We start from the raw sequence: 17534 nt of genomic DNA, 5'->3' as shown, positions 1-17534 counted from the left end.
GAAAAAGAGATAACCAGATTAAGACCACCCTGGTAAAACGTGGTGATCTTAATCAATAAGGAGTATTAAGCGTAAAATTTCAGACGTTCAGCCAGTAAATCAACAAAGCCCTGACGATCAACATCGACCATTACAGTGGCATTCGGTTTATTACCGGTCAGATAGTAATAATCAACAACTGTCATCCCCTGGGTATATTTCCCCTGTGTTTCAACGCCGACCCAGCGCTCCGCGGTGGTAAACAACTCGGGTTTCAATAGCCAGGCAATGGTGCACGGATCGTGCAGCGGCGCGCCGACAAAGCCCCATTTTTCGTCTTTATGATATTCGAGGAAGAAATCCAGCAGTTCGGCAACAATGGTTGAAATCGGGTTACCAATCGCGCGGAAACGCTCGGTGTCTTCAACGTGGATTTGTGCTTTGTGAGTGACATCCAGACCGGCCATCACCACCGGAATCCCTGACTGGAAGACAATCTCCGCTGCTTCCGGGTCAACGTAAATATTAAACTCGGCGGCTGGCGTCCAGTTACCAAGCCCCATTGCACCGCCCATAATCACGATACGGGCGATTTTGCTGTGCAGTTCCGGATGGCTATTGAGCAGCAAGGCGACGTTAGTTTGCGGTCCGGTAGAAACAATGGTGACAGGTTCCGCACTTTCACGCAGCGTTTTCGCCATCAGCTCTACCGCCGTACAGTTTTGCGGTGCAAACGTCGGTTCCGGTAATGCCGGACCATCCAGACCGCTTTCGCCGTGTACGTTGTCCGCGATAATCAACTCACGCATTAACGGTTTCACCGCACCGCCTGCTACCGGAATATCGGTGCGATTAAGCAAGGTCAGCATACGCAGAACATTGCGTAATGTTTTATCGGGTGTCTGGTTTCCGGCGGAAGATGTGATGGCTTTGACATCAAGCTCTGGTGAGGCGAGGGCGAGAACTATTGCGATAGCGTCGTCATGACCTGGGTCGCAATCTAACAGAATTGGCAGTGCCATTGTTGCTCCTTGTTGTGTGTTTCTTTGCGACAAGGGTAACGCCGGAATGTAACAGATACGAGGACCGAAACGATAAAGCGTGAGATGGCGCGCACTTGGGTATGCGCGCCAGAAGGATTAGTGCAGGATTTTCGCGAGGAAGTCTTTTGCGCGGTCCGATTTCGGATCATCGAAGAAAGCGTCTTTCGGCGAGTCTTCGACAATTTTTCCCTCGTCCATAAAGATCACTCTATTCGCCACTTTACGGGCAAAGCCCATTTCGTGGGTCACCACCATCATGGTCATCCCCTCGTTCGCCAGTTCCACCATCACGTCCAGCACTTCGTTGATCATCTCCGGATCCAGCGCCGATGTCGGTTCGTCGAACAGCATGGCAATAGGATCCATGCACAATGCGCGAGCGATCGCCACACGCTGCTGCTGACCGCCGGAAAGCTGCGCCGGAAACTTATTGGCATGTGCGGAAAGTCCCACGCGCTCCAGCAATTTCAATGCTTTTTCACGAGCCGGCGCTTTATCGCGTTTAAGCACTTTCACCTGCGCCAGGGTCAGGTTTTCGATAATCGACAGATGAGGGAACAGCTCGAAATGCTGGAACACCATCCCGACGCGGGAACGCAGCTTTGCCAGATCGGTTTTCTTGTCGTTAACCACGATACCATCGACGGTGATTTCACCTTGCTGCACCGGTTCGAGGCCGTTGACGGTTTTAATCAGCGTTGATTTGCCAGAACCAGACGGGCCGCAAACCACCACCACTTCGCCTTTTTTCACTTCGGTTGAGCAGTCGGTCAGCACCTGAAAGTGACCATACCATTTTGAAACATTTTTCAGGGTAATCATTATGCTGTCCTTCTTTTCAAGTAGCTGACCAACAACGACGCGCTAAGGCTAATAACGAAATAAACAAATCCGGCAAACAGGATCATCTCAACCTGCGTACCATCACGCTCACCAATGGTTGAGGCGGTACGGAAGAAATCGGCCAGAGATAACACATACACCAGTGAGGTATCCTGGAACAGTACGATACCCTGAGTGAGCAGCAGCGGCACCATCGCGCGGAACGCCTGCGGCAGAATAATCAGTTTCATCGACTGCCAGTGAGTCATTCCCAACGCCAGCGCGGCGCTCGACTGACCACGAGAAATACTTTGAATACCGGCGCGGATAATCTCTGAATAGTAGGCCGCTTCAAACATCGAAAACGCCACCATCGCAGAAATTAAACGAATATCGGTTTTCGGCGATAATCCCAGCACGTTTTGCAGAAAACCCGGCACAATCAGGTAAAACCACAACAGTACCATTACCAGTGGGATCGAACGGAACACGTTAACGTAGGCTTTGGCAAACCAGGCAACGGGCGCAAAGCTCGATAAGCGCATCACCGCCAGCATGGTGCCCCACAAAATACCAATCACGACTGCCGTGACGGTGATTTTCAGGGTGATCACCAGCCCATCCAGCAGATACGGCAGGGAAGGGACAATAGAACTCCAGTCAAACTCGTACATTATTTGCCCCCCATATTGCCGGGCAGGCGAACTTTACGTTCAACCAGCGTCATCACCAGCATGATAACCGCGTTAATCAACACATACGCCAGCGTGATGGCGGTAAACGACTCCCAGGCGTGGGCCGAGTAGTCGAGCAATTTACCCGCCTGCGCCGCCATATCTACCAGACCGATAGTCGAGGCGATGGCGGAGTTTTTCACCAGGTTCATCATCTCGGAAGTCATCGGCGGGACGATAACGCGATAAGCGTTAGGCAGCAGCACATAGCGGTAAGCCTGCGGCAGCGTCAGCCCCATCGCCAGCGCGGCATTCTTCTGCCCGCGCGGTAGCGACTGAATGGCGGCGCGTACCTGTTCGCAAACACGGGCGGCGGTAAACAGCCCCAGGCAGAGCATGGATGAAAGGAAAAACTGAATATTGGGATCCAGCTCGGCCTTAAACCACATGCCGATTTTCTCCGGCAGCAGCTCTGGGATCACCAGATACCAGGTAAAGAATTGCACAATCAACGGCACGTTGCGGAACAGTTCGACATACAACGTACCCAGACCGGAGAGAAAACGGTTTGGAACGGTACGTAAAATGCCGAAAAATGAACCGACGAGGAAAGCGATAATCCAGGCGCAGATCGACAAAGCGATCGTCACCTGAAAACCACTCCAGATCCAACCAAGATAGGTGGTGTTGCCGAACGGGGCTTGTTGTAAAAAAATACCCCAGTTCCAGTCTATAGACATAAATCTACTCCAGAAAAAAGAGGGTAGCAGCGTTAACTGCTACCCTCGAAGATTGTTACCCAGCGTATTGCGGTTTTCAGGCCCGATGGGGAACGACCATCAGGCGTATAGTCTGTCCGTGCTACGTAACAATCGAGAGGGCTGGAATTTCCGCCCCTGGTTCTTGTAATTAGTTCAGTGCCTTGTCATTCGGTTCTTTGAACAGTGCTTTCATTTCGTCTGACAGTTCGAAATTCATGTTCAGGTTTTTCGGCGGAATTGGATTTTTGAACCATTTATCAAACCATTTTTCCGCTTCACCGGAGGTCTGGACCTGAGCGATGGTGTCATCCATCAACTTTTTGAACTGCGGATCGTCTTTACGCAACATGCAACCGTAAGCTTCCTGAGACTGCGGCTTGCCGACGATTTCCCAGTTGTCTGGTTTCTTCGCCTTTGCACGTTCACCGGCCAGCAGGGCATCATCCATCATAAAGGCAACGGCACGACCGCTTTCCAGGGTGCGGAAAGAGTCACCGTGGTCTTTGGCGCTGATGATGCGCATGTTCATTTTTTGCTCTTCATTCAGTTTGTTGAGCAGAACTTCAGAGGTGGTGCCGGAAGTGACTACGACGGCTTTGTCTTTCAGGTCGGCAAAATCTTTAATATCGCCGCCTTTTTTGGTCAGCAGGCGCGTACCGACCACGAAAATAGTGTCGGAGAAAGCCGCCTGTTTTTGGCGCTCGACGTTGTTAGTGGTAGAACCACATTCAAAATCGAAAGTGCCGTTTTGCAGCAGAGGAATACGGTTTTGTGAGGTGATCGGAATCAGTTTCACCTGCAAGTCCGGTTTGTTGAGTTTCTTTTTCACTGCTTCAACAATGGCGTTGGAGTAATCCTGCGAGTAACCCACCACTTTTTGCTGATTGTCGTAATAAGAAAAAGGTACTGAAGATTCACGGTGACCGACCACAATCACACCGTTTTTGGCGATTTTGTCTAGTGTACTGCCCGCTGCCGGGGCGGCGTCATCTGCCTGTGCCAGTCCTGCGGAAAGCGCCAGGGCCAGGATTGCTGTGGCAGGTTTACGTAATTGCATATCCAACTCCTTTATCTTCTGCGTTAAAAACGCATGGATACCCGTTGTGAGTGTTTGTGTTGTTATCATCTGCAACTTTATTGTGCAGTGTTGTGCTTGTTAGGTAACATTTAGTTTGGCCAAATGTAAAGATATTGCTGTTTTATTGTTTGTTTTTGCGAGATGCACCGCACCATTCCGAAGCAAAATTCTTAAAATGCACCTTTTTGGTGCTACCGGTGGATTGTTGTGGTGCAACCGGGTTGCGCTAATGCCGGTTCAAGGTTTGCCTTGTATAACAAAGCAATAGATGTGCCAGAAATGGACAGAAGAATGGTGAAGGTGGAAAAGGTGTGCATGCCGCATCCGGCGAGCGTGCCGAAATACGGGATGTATTCCGGCACGATAAGAAGGGATTATTTACGTCGCTGACGCAGACTCATCAACACAGCGGCAAAACCAAACAGCGCCGTCAGCACCCACAGCGGCCAGTTGCCGGTACGTGCGTATGGCGTGAGTCCGGTAGTCGGCGTCACGTTAGTGGTTAACACCTCGCGGGTGAATTGCGGGATCATCGCCTGAATCTCACCTTGAGGACCAATCACCGCCGTAATGCCGTTATTGGTGCTGCGCAGTAGCGGGCGCGCCAGCTCCAGCGCACGCATTCGCGCCATCTGGAAGTGTTGCCATGGACCAATAGACTTACCAAACCACGCATCGTTGGAGATAGTCAGCAGATAGTCGGTATCCGGGCGGAAGTTATCGCGCACTTGCTCGCCGAGAATGATCTCGTAGCAAATGGCCGCAGTGAGCTGAATGCCGTTCACCGACAGCGGTGGCTGGATATATGGCCCACGGCTGAATGACGACATCGGCAGATCAAAGAACGGTGCTAACGGACGCAGAATCGACTCCAGCGGGACAAACTCGCCAAACGGCACCAGATGGTTTTTGTTATAGCGATCGGCTGATTCGTAGCTGTACGGTGCACCTTTACCCAGCGTGATGATGGTGTTGTAGGTATCGTAGCGGTTCTGCTTATTGAGACGCGCGTCGACAATCCCGGTGATCAACGAGCTACCTTTCTCACGCAGAACGCCATCCAGCTCTTTGAGGAACGGTTGCTGATTAATTTCCAGATCGGTTATCGCTGACTCCGGCCAGATAATCAACGATGATTTGCCCATCAGCGGTGCCGTTGCGTTGTAGTAAATCTTCAGCGTATTAAGAAGCTGGCCTTCGTCCCATTTCAGCGATTGCGGAATATCGCCCTGAACCATCGAAACCTGAATGGTTTTCTCCGGTTGCGGGGTAAACCACTGGATGTAACGCAGCGGGAAGGGAAGGGCAAACAGCACGACGGCCACCGCCAGCGGACGCCAGTTGCGTTTGACCAACGCCAGTGCCAGCAGGCCGCTAACCATCATTAGCAGGAAGTTAATGGCTTCCACGCCCATTATCGGTGCCAGCCCTTTTAACGGGCCATCAATCTGGCTATAGCCGAACTGTAACCACGGGAAGCCTGTCAGTACCCAACCGCGCAGAAACTCGGTCACCTGCCAGAGAGCAGGGGCGGCAATCGCCACGCGTAGCCAGGTGGTTTTCGGCCACAGACGCGACAACACGCCAGCAAACAGTCCGGTATACAGCGACAGATACGCCGCCAGCAGTACCACCAGGAAGATGTTAACCGGGCCAGGCATTCCGCCAAAGGTCGCGATGCTGACATAGACCCAGTTAATACCGCTGCCAAAGAGGCCAAATCCCCAGCAAAAGCCAATAGCGGCAGACTGGAGTGGACGGCGGTTAAAGGTCAACGCCTGAAGCCCCATCAGCGAAATAATCGCCGCAGGCCAGACGTCATAAGGAGAGAAGGCCAGCGTTCCGCAGGCACCGAATAATAACGCCAGCAGCAGGCGAATGCGCTGGCGTTCAATTAATGAGGCAAAAGCCATGTAGTTATCTATCCAGTTTCGGTTTTATTCATCCAGCTTCGGCTGGGGTGAGTCATCCGGGATTTTGACATGAACCTGAATAATACGCCGACTGTCGGCCATCGCCACTTTGAACTGGTAACCGTCGATGTCGATAGTTTCGCCACGCGCCGGAAGATGCCCAAATGCCTGCATCACCAAACCACCGATAGTGTCAACCTCTTCATCGCTAAAGTGGGTGCCGAACGCTTCGTTGAAGTCTTCAATGGAAGCCAGTGCGCGCACGGTCCAGGTATGACGACTCAGCTGACGGAAGTCGATATCATCTTCTTCGTCATACTCGTCTTCAATCTCACCAACAATCAGTTCCAGGATGTCTTCAATGGTCACCAGACCGGAAACCCCACCGAATTCGTCAATGACGATCGCCATGTGGTAACGCTGAGAGCGAAACTCTTTCAGCATCCGGTCTACGCGCTTACTTTCAGGAACGACAACCGCCTGACGTAACACTTTGTCCATGCTGAAGGCTTCAGCATCGCTGCGCATAAACGGCAGCAAGTCTTTCGCCATCAGAATCCCTTCAATGTGATCTTTGTCTTCGCTAATCACCGGGAAACGTGAGTGGGCGGACTCGATGATGACATCAAGGCATTCGTCCAGCGTCTGGTTGCGTTTCAGGGTAATCATCTGGGAGCGGGGGATCATGATGTCGCGAACGCGTTGGTCTGCGATGTCCATTACCCCTTCGAGCATATCGCGCGTATCTTCGTCGATAAGGTCGTTCTGCCCGGAATCACGGATCAGCGCCAGCAGTTCGTCACGGTTTTTCGGTTCACCGTGGAAAAGTTGGCTGAGTAACAGGGAGAAAAATCCCTTCTTGTTGCTTATCGTGTCACTACTGTGTGAATTGTCGTCGCTCATGGCGTCGTATGGGTTCTCATGTTAGTTAATCAAAACGCCGTCGTTAATCACCAACGGCGGGGACATCTGCCAGTCAAATGCCTGGCAAATTATTCTTTCTCGGCAATGTACGGATCCTCATAGCCCAGAGCAAGCATAATCTCTGTTTCGAGGGCTTCCATTTCTTCTGCTTCGTCATCTTCGATGTGATCGTAACCTAACAAATGCAGACTGCCGTGCACCACCATATGCGCCCAGTGCGCCTCCAGTGGTTTGCCTTGCTCCTGAGCTTCCTTCTCAACCACCTGACGGCAGATAACCAGATCGCCCAGTAGCGACATCTCCATGCCAGGCGGCACTTCAAACGGGAAGGAGAGCACGTTGGTCGGCTTATCCTTACCGCGATAGGTCATATTCAGACTGTGGCTTTCGGCGGTGTCGACCACGCGAATAGTCACTTCCGACTCTTCCTGAAACTGCGGGATCACCGCATTCAGCCATGTCTGAAACTGGCTCTCTTCCGGTAACCCGGAATTATCTTCACATGCCAGTTGTAAATCGAGGATCACCTGACTCATTTTTGTTCCTGTTCTTCGCGCTTGCGTTCTGCCGCCAGCGCCGCTTTACGTTTTTGTTCGGCTTCTTCCCAGGCTTCATAGGCGTTAACGATACGCGCCACCACCGGGTGACGAACCACGTCTTCGCTGTGGAAGAAGTTAAAGCTGATCTCTTCGACATCGGCCAGCACTTCGATGGCGTGACGCAAACCAGACTTGGTATTACGCGGCAGGTCGATCTGCGTGACGTCGCCGGTGATAACCGCTTTTGAGTTAAAACCGATACGGGTCAGGAACATCTTCATCTGTTCGATGGTGGTGTTCTGGCTCTCATCAAGAATGATAAACGCGTCGTTCAGCGTACGACCACGCATATAGGCCAGCGGCGCGACTTCAATAACGTTGCGCTCAATCAGTTTCTCGACTTTCTCAAAGCCGAGCATTTCAAATAGCGCGTCGTACAGCGGGCGCAGATACGGGTCTACTTTCTGGCTTAAATCGCCAGGCAGGAAGCCCAGTTTCTCACCGGCTTCTACTGCCGGACGAGTCAGCAGAATACGGCGAATTTCCTGACGCTCCAGGGCATCAACTGCCGCAGCCACTGCCAGGTAGGTTTTACCCGTACCCGCCGGGCCAACGCCGAAGGTAATGTCATGGTCGAGAATATTGGCGATGTACTGCGCCTGGTTTGGCGTGCGCGGCTTAATTACGCCGCGTTTGGTTTTGATATTGACCGCTTTGCCGTACTCCGGCACGCTCTCTGCGCTTTGCTCCAGCACGCGCGCTTCTTTAATCGCAAGGTGGATCTGTTCTGGTTCGATATCCTGAATCTGACCGCGCATTGGGGCGGTATCGACATACAGGCTGCGCAGAATGTCTGCCGCGGCGGTGACGCAAATCGGGCGGCCGGTCAGTTTAAAGTGGTTATCGCGGCGATTGATTTCGATGCCGAGACGGCGTTCGAGTTGTTTGATGTTGTCATCAAACGGGCCGCACAGGCTCAACAGACGCGCGTTGTCTGCTGGCTCCAGGGTGATTTCGCGAGTGTCTATGTTCAAACCGTTCCTCTTATCTGTATGCCGCCGGAAGCTGAACATTCACCGGCCTATAAGGAAATTATTCACGCCACAGGAAAAAGGCGCAAGCATTGCGATAAAGATGGGGATAAAGAGAGAAAAAACAAGGCCCACCGGAACGGCAGGCCTGAGAATTACGGCTGATAATAACCCACGCCAAGGTCGTTTTCTTTGCGGGTACGGGCAATCACTGATTCCGGTGTTTCTGCCACGCGCAGACCCATTTCATCTTCAGTACGCACCACTTTACCGCGCAGAGAGTTCGGGTAGACGTCGGTAATTTCTACATCGACGAATTTACCGATCATATCCGGCGTGCCTTCGAAGTTGACCACGCGGTTATTTTCCGTACGCCCGGAAAGCTCCATGATGCTCTTACGCGATGTACCTTCTACCAGAATACGCTGGGTGGTGCCGAGCATCCGGCGGCTCCACGCCATCGCTTGCTGATTAATGCGCTCTTGCAGAATATACAGACGCTGCTTCTTCTCTTCTTCCGGAACATCATCAACCATATCGGCGGCTGGTGTACCCGGACGTGCAGAGAAGATAAAGCTGTAGCTCATGTCGAAATTGACGTCGGCAATCAGCTTCATCGTTTTCTCGAAGTCTTCGGTGGTTTCGCCAGGGAAGCCAACGATGAAGTCAGAACTGATCTGAATATCCGGACGCGCCGCACGCAGTTTACGGATGATCGCTTTGTACTCCAGTGCCGTATGAGTACGGCCCATCAGGTTCAGAATGCGATCAGAACCGCTCTGTACCGGCAGATGCAGGAAGCTCACCAGCTCCGGCGTGTCGCGATACACTTCGATGATATCGTCGGTGAATTCGATCGGATGGCTGGTGGTAAAGCGAATACGATCGATCCCGTCGATCGCAGCAACCAGACGCAGCAGATCGGCAAACGATCCTGTGGTGCCGTCGTAGTTTTCACCACGCCAGGCGTTCACGTTCTGACCGAGCAGGTTGACTTCACGCACGCCCTGAGCCGCAAGCTGGGCAATTTCAAACAGAATATCGTCGGACGGACGGCTTACCTCTTCACCACGGGTGTAAGGCACCACGCAGTAGGTGCAATATTTATTGCAGCCTTCCATGATGGAGACAAACGCGGTCGGCCCTTCGGCGCGCGGTTCCGGCAGACGGTCAAACTTCTCGATTTCCGGGAAGCTGATATCTACAACCGGGCTGCGGTCGCCGCGCACGGAGTTGATCATCTCCGGCAGACGATGCAGCGTTTGCGGCCCAAAAATAATATCGACATAGTGGGCGCGCTGGCGAATGTGCTCGCCTTCTTGCGATGCCACGCAGCCACCGACGCCGATAATCAGGTCTGGATTCTTCTCTTTTAACAGTTTCCAGCGACCCAACTGATGGAAGACTTTTTCCTGAGCCTTCTCGCGGATTGAGCAGGTGTTCAGCAGCAGCACATCCGCTTCTTCCGCCACGTCGGTCAGTTGATAGCCGTGGGTGGCATCCAGCAGATCGGCCATCTTCGATGAATCGTACTCGTTCATCTGACAGCCCCAGGTTTTAATATGGAGTTTTTTGGTCATCGACTTGCTCTTGCGAAATAGTAGCCAGGAATGCAGGGCGCATAGTGTAATGCTTTGCTGCCGTTGTGACCAGTATGAGCGTTATCAGCCCTTGGGGGTAAAAATCCTGTAAACTTAAAGCATATTGCTAACAGGATGATTGACCATGACAAATCAACCAACGGAAATTGCCATTGTCGGCGGAGGAATGGTCGGCGGTGCACTGGCGCTGGGACTGGCACAGCACGGATTTTCGGTAACGGTAATCGAGCACGCAGAACCTGCGCCGTTTGTCGCTGACAGCCAGCCGGATGTGCGGATCTCGGCGATTAGTGCGGCTTCGGTATCATTGCTTAAAGGTTTAGGCGTCTGGGATGCAGTACAGGCTATGCGTTGCCATCCTTACCGCAGACTGGAAACCTGGGAGTGGGAAACGGCGCATGTGGCGTTTGACGCCGCTGAACTTAAGTTACCGTTGCTGGGCTATATGGTAGAAAACACTGTCCTGCAACAGGCGCTTTGGCAGGCGCTGGAAGCGCATCCGAACGTGACGTTACGTGTGCCAACCTCGCTGATTGCGCTGCATCGCCATAATGATCTTCAGGAGCTGGAACTGAAGGGCGGCGAAGTGATCCGCGCGAAGCTGGTGATTGGTGCCGACGGCGCAAATTCGCAGGTGCGGCAGATGGCGGGAATTGGCGTTCATGCCTGGCAGTATGCGCAGTCGTGTATGTTGATTAGCGTACAGTGCGAGAACGATCCCGGCGACAGCACCTGGCAGCAATTTACCCCGGACGGACCGCGTGCGTTTCTGCCGCTGTTTGATAACTGGGCATCGCTGGTGTGGTATGACTCTCCGGCGCGCATTCGCCAGTTGCAGAATATGAATATGGCGCAGTTACAGGCGGAAATCGCGAAGCATTTCCCGTCGCGTCTGGGTTACGTGACACCGCTTGCCGCTGGTGCGTTTCCGCTGACACGCCGACATGCGTTGCAGTATGTGCAACCAGGGCTTGCACTGGTAGGCGATGCCGCGCATACCATCCATCCGCTGGCGGGGCAGGGAGTGAATCTTGGTTATCGTGATGTTGATGCCCTGATTGATGTTCTGGTCAACGCCCGCAGCTATGGCGAAGCGTGGGCCAGTTATCCTGTCCTCAAGCGTTACCAGATGCGGCGCATGGCGGATAACTTCATTATGCAAAGCGGTATGGATCTGTTTTATGCCGGATTCAGCAATAATCTGCCTCCGCTGCGTTTTGTGCGTAATCTTGGGTTGATGGCTGCGGAGCGTGCTGGCGTGTTGAAACGTCAGGCGCTGAAATATGCGTTAGGGTTGTAGCCTTATAACATTGCCGGATGCATGCCAACCGTAGGTCGGATAAGACGCGGCAGCGTCGCATCCGACATTGAAGGATAAGACGTGTCAGCATCACATTCGGCATTGAATATACGCAGAAAAGCAAAAAGCTCGCCGAAGCGAGCTTTTTTAATGTGGCTGGGGTACGAGGATTCGAACCTCGGAATGCCGGAATCAGAATCCGGTGCCTTACCGCTTGGCGATACCCCAACTGGGTGCACTTACAAAGTAAGCGTCTTGAATAAATTGGCTGGGGTACGAGGATTCGAACCTCGGAATGCCGGAATCAGAATCCGGTGCCTTACCGCTTGGCGATACCCCAACTGGGTGCACTTACAAAGTAAGCGTCTTGAATAAATTGGCTGGGGTACGAGGATTCGAACCTCGGAATGCCGGAATCAGAATCCGGTGCCTTACCGCTTGGCGATACCCCAACAAATTTGTTTTTGAATTTGCCGAATCTATTCGACAGATTCAGAATTTGGTGGCTACGACGGGATTCGAACCTGTGACCCCATCATTATGAGTGATGTGCTCTAACCAACTGAGCTACGTAGCCAGATTATTTCTTCGATGGCTGGGGTACCTGGATTCGAACCAGGGAATGCCGGTATCAAAAACCGGTGCCTTACCGCTTGGCGATACCCCAATAACCGGGCGGTGAACCGCTTACTCGAAGAAGATGGCTGGGGTACCTGGATTCGAACCAGGGAATGCCGGTATCAAAAACCGGTGCCTTACCGCTTGGCGATACCCCATCCGTACAACGCTTTCTGGTGAATGGTGCGGGAGGCGAGACTTGAACTCGCACACCTTGCGGCGCCAGAACCTAAATCTGGTGCGTCTACCAATTTCGCCACTCCCGCAAAAAAAGATGGTGGCTACGACGGGATTCGAACCTGTGACCCCATCATTATGAGTGATGTGCTCTAACCAACTGAGCTACGTAGCCATCTTTTTTTTCGCGATACCTTATCGGCGTTGCGGGGCGCATTATGCGTATAGAGCCTTGCAGCGTCAACATCTTTTTCAAGGAAAATTGCTCGAAAGTGACTGTTTGGTTAGGTTGCGAACAGCGTGGCGCTATATTCGTCAATTATTGTTTACTTTGTGTTTTTTCCCCACCCTACAGCCATTCTTTTGTCATACAGGATGAAATTCGGAATTCAACAATAGTGGTGGGAAATTAATCCATGAAATACTGGCCCGTTGCAACAGGACAGGGCAGGGATCGCTACGCCTGCATCTCTGCTATCACTTCAGGCGATTTATTGAGGGAATACTATGCTGCGTTTTATGACGATGTTGATGGGTGTCTTAATACTTATGCAATCCGCGTTTGCCGATACGGTCAAACCGGAAATCGGTAAATATGTTTTTGGCTATCGTGGGCAGGAAGGCGCTGTGGTGTGGATGATGCGAATCGGGCCGAAAGCGTCTAATGAGGCACTCGTTCAGGTATCGCATGTTGATAATGACATCGATGGTCAGATTTTTCGCTGCAAAGTAAAAGTATTACAGGAAGGTGAGAAATCTTATACCGCTGTAATCAAGGGTGAATCTTTTGAGTTATTACGCCTGAAAGAGGGAAATGGAAGCCTGCATATCCCGGAGGAATCGGCAACCTGGTCAGTCGATTACAGTAATGAGTTATCTGACAGCGATGTAGCAAATCCGGAACATTTCCTCACTGCATATCAGAATCAACAAGCTCCACAGTAACTGAAATTGCCCCGGATTTCTCCGGGGCAATATTACACGTCTTATTTATACGCTGACTGGTGAACGCCAACCGCACGACCAGACGGATCGTCCATTTTCTTGAACGCCTCATCCCACTCAATCGCTTTAGCGGAAGAACAAGCGACGGAAGGACCGCCCGGCACGCACTCAGCGGCGCTCGGAAGCGGGAACAGTTCTTCAAAAATCTCCCGGTACAGGTACGCTTCTTTTGAGGTCGGCGTGTTGTATGGGAAGCGGAAGCGGGCTGTTTCCAGTTGCTGATCAGAAACCTGCTGTGCCGCCACTTCTTTCAGTGTGTCAATCCAACTGTAACCGACGCCATCGGAGAACTGCTCTTTCTGCCGCCAGGCAACACTTGCAGGCAGGTACGACTCAAAACATTCACGCAGGATGTGTTTTTCCATCTTACCGTTACCGCACATTTTATCCTGCGGGTTAATACGCATCGCCACGTCGAGGAATTTCTTGTCGAGGAACGGAACGCGTGCTTCCACGCCCCAGGCTGACATCGCTTTGTTGGCACGCGCGCAGTCATACATATGCAGGGCCAGCAGTTTACGCACTGTCTCTTCATGCAGTTCTTTAGCGTTCGGCGCTTTGTGGAAGTAAAGATAACCGCCAAACACTTCGTCAGAACCTTCACCGGACAACACCATTTTAATGCCCATAGCCTTGATCTTACGCGACATTAAATACATCGGTGTTGAAGCGCGAATAGTGGTCACATCATAAGTTTCGATGTGGTAAATCACATCGCGGATGGCATCCAGACCTTCCTGTACAGTGAAGTGAATTTCGTGGTGCACAGTGCCCAGATGGTTCGCCACTTCCTGGGCTGCTTTCAGATCAGGAGAACCCGGCAGACCTACGGCAAAGGAGTGCAACTGCGGCCACCAGGCTTCAGAGCGTTCCTGATCTTCCACGCGACGGGCGGCGTATTTCTTGGTGATTGCGGAAATAATTGAGGAATCCAGACCACCCGAGAGCAGCACGCCGTAAGGCACGTCTGACATCAGATGGCTTTTAACGGAATCTTCCAGCGCCTGACGCAGCTCGTTTTTGTCGGTCACGTTATCTTTCACCGCATCGTAGTCGAACCAGTCGCGATGATAATAAGAACGGATTTCGCCGTCCTGACTCCACAAATAGCTCCCTGCCGGGAACTCTTTAATCGTGCGGCAAACTGGCACCAGGGCTTTCATTTCTGAGGCCACATACAACTGACCGTGTTCGTCATACCCCATATACAGTGGGATGATCCCCAGATGGTCGCGACCAATCAGATATGCATCTTTTTCGCTGTCGTACAGGGCAAAGGCAAACATGCCCTGCAAGTCGTCGAGAAATTCCGGCCCTTTTTCCTGATACAGCGCGAGGATCACTTCGCAGTCAGATCCAGTCTGGAACTGGTAACGATCGCCATACTCGGCACGCAATGCCTGGTGGTTGTAGATTTCACCGTTTACCGCCAGTACGTGGGTTTTTTGTTGGTTGTAGAGAGGTTGCGCCCCCGCGTTAACGTCAACAATTGACAGACGTTCGTGGGCGAGAATGGCGTTATCGCTGGCATAAATACCGGACCAGTCCGGGCCACGATGACGCATCAGGCGTGACAGCTCGAGTGCTTTCTTCCGCAGCTCAACTGCGTCTGTTTTGATATCGAATACGCCAAAAATTGAACACATAACCTTCTCCGTTAACCTGGTATTTGTTGCTTGTTGTGTTTGCTTGTTTAAAAAAATGCCGCAAAGCAGCACTGTGCGCAAGCGATTTGGCGGTGAAAAAATAAAAAACGTAATGGTGATTGTCGATTGGTGAAAAAAGGTCTGGTGTGAGGATATATTTATTGATGAATCGATAATTTCTAGCGGGTTTTATTGAATGGTTATATTTTACGGTGGCCAAATTGCTGACAAAGTGCGATTTGTTCATGCCGGATGCGGTGTGAACACCTTATCCGGCCTACAAAATCATGAAAATTCAATATATTGCAGGAGCTGCGTGGGCCTGATAAGCGTAGCGCATCAGGCAGTTTGGCGTTTGTCATCAATATCAACCACGCCCTGAGACGTGGTTGGTATTCAGATAACGTCGATTTCAGCGACTGACGGGTAAATCCAGCTGGGGCGGAAAGGCATACTGTCGATATCGTCGAGTGACGAAACACCAGAAAGCACCAGAATCGTCTCCAGACCTGCCTGGAAGCCGGCCAGAATATCGGTACGCAGGTTATCGCCGACAATCACCGTTTCTTCCGAATGCGCCTGCATTTTGTTTAATGCCGCGCGGATGATCCACGGACTCGGCTTACCAACATAGAACGGTTTGCGCCCGGAGATTTTCTCAATCCCTGCACACAACGCGCCACAGGCGGGATAAAAACCGCGCCCGTGGGTGTCCGGGTTGGTGGCGATAAAGCGTGCACCATTAGCGACGAAATAGGCCGCTTTATGCATCATGTCCCAGTTGTAGGAGCGTGTTTCGCCAACAATCACAAAATCAGGGTTCACATCGGTAATCGTAAAACCAGCTTTGTACAGCTCATGAATCAGCGCGCCTTCGCCCACCACATACGCTTTCTTGCCTTCCTGGCGACGCAGGAAATCGGCGGTTGCCATCGCGGAGGTATAAAACACGCTGTCCGGCACATCGACACCGGCAGTGGCAAAGCGGTTCGCCAGATCTTGCCCGGTCTGCGAAGGATAGTTGGTCAGCAACACCAGCGGCAGGCCTTTATCCATAATCCCGTGCAAAAATTCCGCTGCACCCGGTACGGCGACGTTATCGTGCATCAGCACGCCGTCGATATCGCAAATTACATTTTTAATGGTCATGGACTACTCAGAATATTGACAACAATAAGCGCCACTATAAAAGCACATTAATTTTCCAGCAAATGCTGGAGCAAAATACCGTTGAGCATGGCGCGTTTTACCAGCGCAAAAGCGCCGATTGCCGAGCGGTGATCCAGCTCAGAACGTACCACCGGTAGATTAGTGCGAAACGCCTTCAGTGCCTGAGTATTAATGCAGCTTTCGATAGCAGGGAGCAGCACTTTATCGGCTTCGGTGATCTCACCAGCGATAACAATTTTTTGCGGATTAAATAAGTTGATAGCAATGGCGATGGTTTTGCCCAGATGACGACCGACATACTCGATCACTTCCGAGGCCAGGCTATCGCCTTTGTTCGCGGCTTTGCAGATTGTTTTGATGGTGCAATCGTCCAGTGGTACACGGCTCTGGTAGCCCTGCTTTAATAAATTCAACACCCGTTGTTCAATGGCAGCGTTGGCAGCGATAGTTTCCAGGCAGCCGAAGTTGCCACAGTGGCAGCGTTCTCCCAGCGGTTCGACCTGAATATGGCCAATTTCACCGACGTTGCCGTTGCGGCCAATAAAAATGCGCCCATTAGAGATAATCCCGGCCCCCGTTCCGCGATGGACACGCACCAGAATGAAGTCTTCGCAATCCTGACTTGCACCGAAGTAGTGCTCTGCCAGCGCCAGACTGCGGATATCGTGGCCGACATAACAGGTCACTTTAAAACGTTCTTCCAGTGCTTCAACCAGCCCCCAGTTTTCCACCTGAATATGCGGCATGTAGTGAATTTTGCCGCTGTCCGGATCGACCAGCCCTGGCAGGATCACTGAAATGGCGATCAGCTCCCGCAGCTTGCGCTGGTGGTTATCAATAAACTGAGTAATGGCATTCAGCAGGGCATGTTCCAGCGTCTGCTGGGTACGTTCCGGTAGCGGGTAATGTTCTTCTGCCAGAACTTTGCTGCTGAGATCAAACAGGGTGATGGTGGCGTCGTGGCGACCGAGACGTACGCCAATTGCGTGGAAATTGCGGGTTTCGGTGACGATAGAGATAGCGCGGCGGCCTCCGGTGGAGGCCTGCTGATCAACTTCTTTGATCAGCCCGCGTTCGATAAGCTGACGCGTAATTTTGGTTACGCTGGCGGGGGCAAGCTGGCTTTGCTCAGCAATCTGAATTCGCGAGATTGGCCCATGCTGGTCAATCAGGCGATAAACCGCCGCGCTGTTAAGCTGTTTTACGAGATCAACATTACCTATCTGAGCTTGTCCGCCTGGTGTCATACTTTC

Annotated in this window: 15 protein-coding genes and 8 tRNA genes; 2 read left to right on the top strand and 21 right to left on the bottom strand. The window is 52.0% G+C overall.

Going from position 1 to position 17534, the window contains the following annotated elements:
* Positions 1–65 precede the first annotated feature (65 nt).
* The 10 genes from rihA to miaB form a co-directional block, all read right to left on the bottom strand.
* Complete coding sequence (gene rihA, locus AACS80_RS14720) at positions 66–1001, bottom strand: pyrimidine-specific ribonucleoside hydrolase RihA (protein WP_135409672.1); 936 nt, start codon at positions 999–1001, stop codon at positions 66–68.
* 117 nt (positions 1002–1118) lie between these two features.
* Positions 1119–1844, bottom strand: coding sequence for a glutamate/aspartate ABC transporter ATP-binding protein GltL (gene gltL / locus AACS80_RS14715; RefSeq protein ID WP_000631384.1), 726 nt, complete (start codon positions 1842–1844; stop codon positions 1119–1121).
* On the bottom strand, positions 1844–2518 hold the full coding sequence (gltK, locus tag AACS80_RS14710) for a glutamate/aspartate ABC transporter permease GltK (RefSeq protein ID WP_000272828.1): 675 nt from the start codon (positions 2516–2518) through the stop codon (positions 1844–1846). Before gltK ends, gltL begins: the two co-directional genes overlap by 1 nt.
* The gene (gene gltJ / locus AACS80_RS14705) at positions 2518–3258 is read right to left on the bottom strand and encodes a glutamate/aspartate ABC transporter permease GltJ (RefSeq protein WP_000020944.1); all 741 of its coding nucleotides are present in this window, start codon (positions 3256–3258) and stop codon (positions 2518–2520) included. Before gltJ ends, gltK begins: the two co-directional genes overlap by 1 nt.
* Before the next feature lie 169 nt (positions 3259–3427).
* Positions 3428–4336 carry a glutamate/aspartate ABC transporter substrate-binding protein GltI gene (gene gltI / locus AACS80_RS14700; RefSeq protein WP_001309342.1) on the bottom strand — a complete coding sequence of 303 codons (909 nt, stop codon included), beginning with the start codon at positions 4334–4336 and terminating at the stop codon, positions 3428–3430.
* A gap of 395 nt (positions 4337–4731) precedes the next feature.
* Positions 4732–6270, bottom strand: a complete 1539-nt coding sequence (gene lnt / locus AACS80_RS14695; protein ID WP_135409673.1) for an apolipoprotein N-acyltransferase — start codon at positions 6268–6270, stop codon at positions 4732–4734.
* A gap of 24 nt (positions 6271–6294) precedes the next feature.
* Entirely contained in the window at positions 6295–7173 is an 879-nt protein-coding gene (corC, locus tag AACS80_RS14690) for a CNNM family magnesium/cobalt transport protein CorC (protein WP_001278605.1), read from the bottom strand.
* A gap of 89 nt (positions 7174–7262) precedes the next feature.
* Positions 7263–7730, bottom strand: a complete 468-nt coding sequence (ybeY, locus tag AACS80_RS14685) for an rRNA maturation RNase YbeY (RefSeq protein WP_130206518.1) — start codon at positions 7728–7730, stop codon at positions 7263–7265.
* Positions 7727–8767 carry a PhoH family protein gene (locus AACS80_RS14680; RefSeq protein WP_001018040.1) on the bottom strand — a complete coding sequence of 347 codons (1041 nt, stop codon included), beginning with the start codon at positions 8765–8767 and terminating at the stop codon, positions 7727–7729. Before AACS80_RS14680 ends, ybeY begins: the two co-directional genes overlap by 4 nt.
* 152 nt (positions 8768–8919) lie before the next feature.
* Complete coding sequence (gene miaB / locus AACS80_RS14675; protein WP_000162740.1) at positions 8920–10344, bottom strand: tRNA (N6-isopentenyl adenosine(37)-C2)-methylthiotransferase MiaB; 1425 nt, start codon at positions 10342–10344, stop codon at positions 8920–8922.
* A gap of 145 nt (positions 10345–10489) precedes the next feature.
* On the opposite strand from miaB, the gene ubiF reads away from it, so the two are divergent.
* Positions 10490–11665 (top strand): 3-demethoxyubiquinol 3-hydroxylase, encoded by a 1176-nt coding sequence (ubiF, locus tag AACS80_RS14670; protein WP_135406198.1) that lies wholly within the window; start codon positions 10490–10492, stop codon positions 11663–11665.
* Between the two features lie 153 nt (positions 11666–11818).
* Here ubiF and AACS80_RS14665 read toward each other — a convergent pair.
* From AACS80_RS14665 to AACS80_RS14630, 8 genes are all read right to left on the bottom strand, one after another.
* Positions 11819–11893 (bottom strand) — tRNA-Gln (locus tag AACS80_RS14665).
* Positions 11894–11930: 37 nt separating this feature from the next.
* Positions 11931–12005 (bottom strand) — tRNA-Gln (locus tag AACS80_RS14660).
* A 37-nt stretch (positions 12006–12042) separates the two neighbouring features.
* Positions 12043–12117: transfer RNA gene (locus AACS80_RS14655), tRNA-Gln, on the bottom strand.
* A 48-nt stretch (positions 12118–12165) separates the two neighbouring features.
* Positions 12166–12242: transfer RNA gene (locus AACS80_RS14650), tRNA-Met, on the bottom strand.
* A gap of 15 nt (positions 12243–12257) precedes the next feature.
* A tRNA-Gln gene (locus AACS80_RS14645) sits at positions 12258–12332 on the bottom strand.
* A gap of 34 nt (positions 12333–12366) precedes the next feature.
* Positions 12367–12441, bottom strand: a tRNA-Gln gene (locus AACS80_RS14640).
* A gap of 23 nt (positions 12442–12464) precedes the next feature.
* A tRNA-Leu gene (locus AACS80_RS14635) sits at positions 12465–12549 on the bottom strand.
* A gap of 9 nt (positions 12550–12558) precedes the next feature.
* Positions 12559–12635 (bottom strand) — tRNA-Met (locus tag AACS80_RS14630).
* A gap of 332 nt (positions 12636–12967) precedes the next feature.
* Between AACS80_RS14630 and AACS80_RS14625 the strand changes: the two genes are divergently transcribed.
* Positions 12968–13405, top strand: a complete 438-nt coding sequence (locus AACS80_RS14625; protein ID WP_135409674.1) for a hypothetical protein — start codon at positions 12968–12970, stop codon at positions 13403–13405.
* A gap of 41 nt (positions 13406–13446) precedes the next feature.
* Here the strand turns inward: AACS80_RS14625 and asnB are convergent, their stop codons facing one another.
* The 3 genes from asnB to nagC all read right to left on the bottom strand — a co-directional run bounded on the left by asnB (position 13447) and on the right by nagC (position 17528).
* Positions 13447–15111, bottom strand: a complete 1665-nt coding sequence (asnB, locus tag AACS80_RS14620; protein WP_000337081.1) for an asparagine synthase B — start codon at positions 15109–15111, stop codon at positions 13447–13449.
* Positions 15112–15507: 396 nt separating this feature from the next.
* The gene (gene nagD / locus AACS80_RS14610; RefSeq protein ID WP_000153129.1) at positions 15508–16260 is read right to left on the bottom strand and encodes a ribonucleotide monophosphatase NagD; all 753 of its coding nucleotides are present in this window, start codon (positions 16258–16260) and stop codon (positions 15508–15510) included.
* Between the two features lie 47 nt (positions 16261–16307).
* Positions 16308–17528, bottom strand: a complete 1221-nt coding sequence (gene nagC / locus AACS80_RS14605) for a DNA-binding transcriptional regulator NagC (protein WP_130260227.1) — start codon at positions 17526–17528, stop codon at positions 16308–16310.
* Between the last annotated feature and the right edge of the window lie 6 nt (positions 17529–17534).

Source organism: Escherichia sp. E4385 (genome assembly GCF_963883145.1).
In the GTDB taxonomy this organism is placed as follows: domain Bacteria; phylum Pseudomonadota; class Gammaproteobacteria; order Enterobacterales; family Enterobacteriaceae; genus Escherichia.
The sequence above is the reverse complement of the archived record's forward strand: the minus strand, read 5'-3'. Positions and strand labels throughout refer to the sequence as shown.

Coding starts and splice junctions, on each gene's coding strand:
- rihA (WP_135409672.1), bottom strand. CDS start 1,001: ATGGCACTGCCAATTCTGTTAGATTGCGACCCAGGTCATGACGACGCT.
- gltL (WP_000631384.1), bottom strand. CDS start 1,844: ATGATTACCCTGAAAAATGTTTCAAAATGGTATGGTCACTTTCAGGTG.
- gltK (WP_000272828.1), bottom strand. CDS start 2,518: ATGTACGAGTTTGACTGGAGTTCTATTGTCCCTTCCCTGCCGTATCTG.
- gltJ (WP_000020944.1), bottom strand. CDS start 3,258: ATGTCTATAGACTGGAACTGGGGTATTTTTTTACAACAAGCCCCGTTC.
- gltI (WP_001309342.1), bottom strand. CDS start 4,336: ATGCAATTACGTAAACCTGCCACAGCAATCCTGGCCCTGGCGCTTTCC.
- lnt (WP_135409673.1), bottom strand. CDS start 6,270: ATGGCTTTTGCCTCATTAATTGAACGCCAGCGCATTCGCCTGCTGCTG.
- corC (WP_001278605.1), bottom strand. CDS start 7,173: ATGAGCGACGACAATTCACACAGTAGTGACACGATAAGCAACAAGAAG.
- ybeY (WP_130206518.1), bottom strand. CDS start 7,730: ATGAGTCAGGTGATCCTCGATTTACAACTGGCATGTGAAGATAATTCC.
- miaB (WP_000162740.1), bottom strand. CDS start 10,344: ATGACCAAAAAACTCCATATTAAAACCTGGGGCTGTCAGATGAACGAG.
- ubiF (WP_135406198.1), top strand. CDS start 10,490: ATGACAAATCAACCAACGGAAATTGCCATTGTCGGCGGAGGAATGGTC.
- AACS80_RS14625 (WP_135409674.1), top strand. CDS start 12,968: ATGCTGCGTTTTATGACGATGTTGATGGGTGTCTTAATACTTATGCAA.
- asnB (WP_000337081.1), bottom strand. CDS start 15,111: ATGTGTTCAATTTTTGGCGTATTCGATATCAAAACAGACGCAGTTGAG.
- nagD (WP_000153129.1), bottom strand. CDS start 16,260: ATGACCATTAAAAATGTAATTTGCGATATCGACGGCGTGCTGATGCAC.
- nagC (WP_130260227.1), bottom strand. CDS start 17,528: ATGACACCAGGCGGACAAGCTCAGATAGGTAATGTTGATCTCGTAAAA.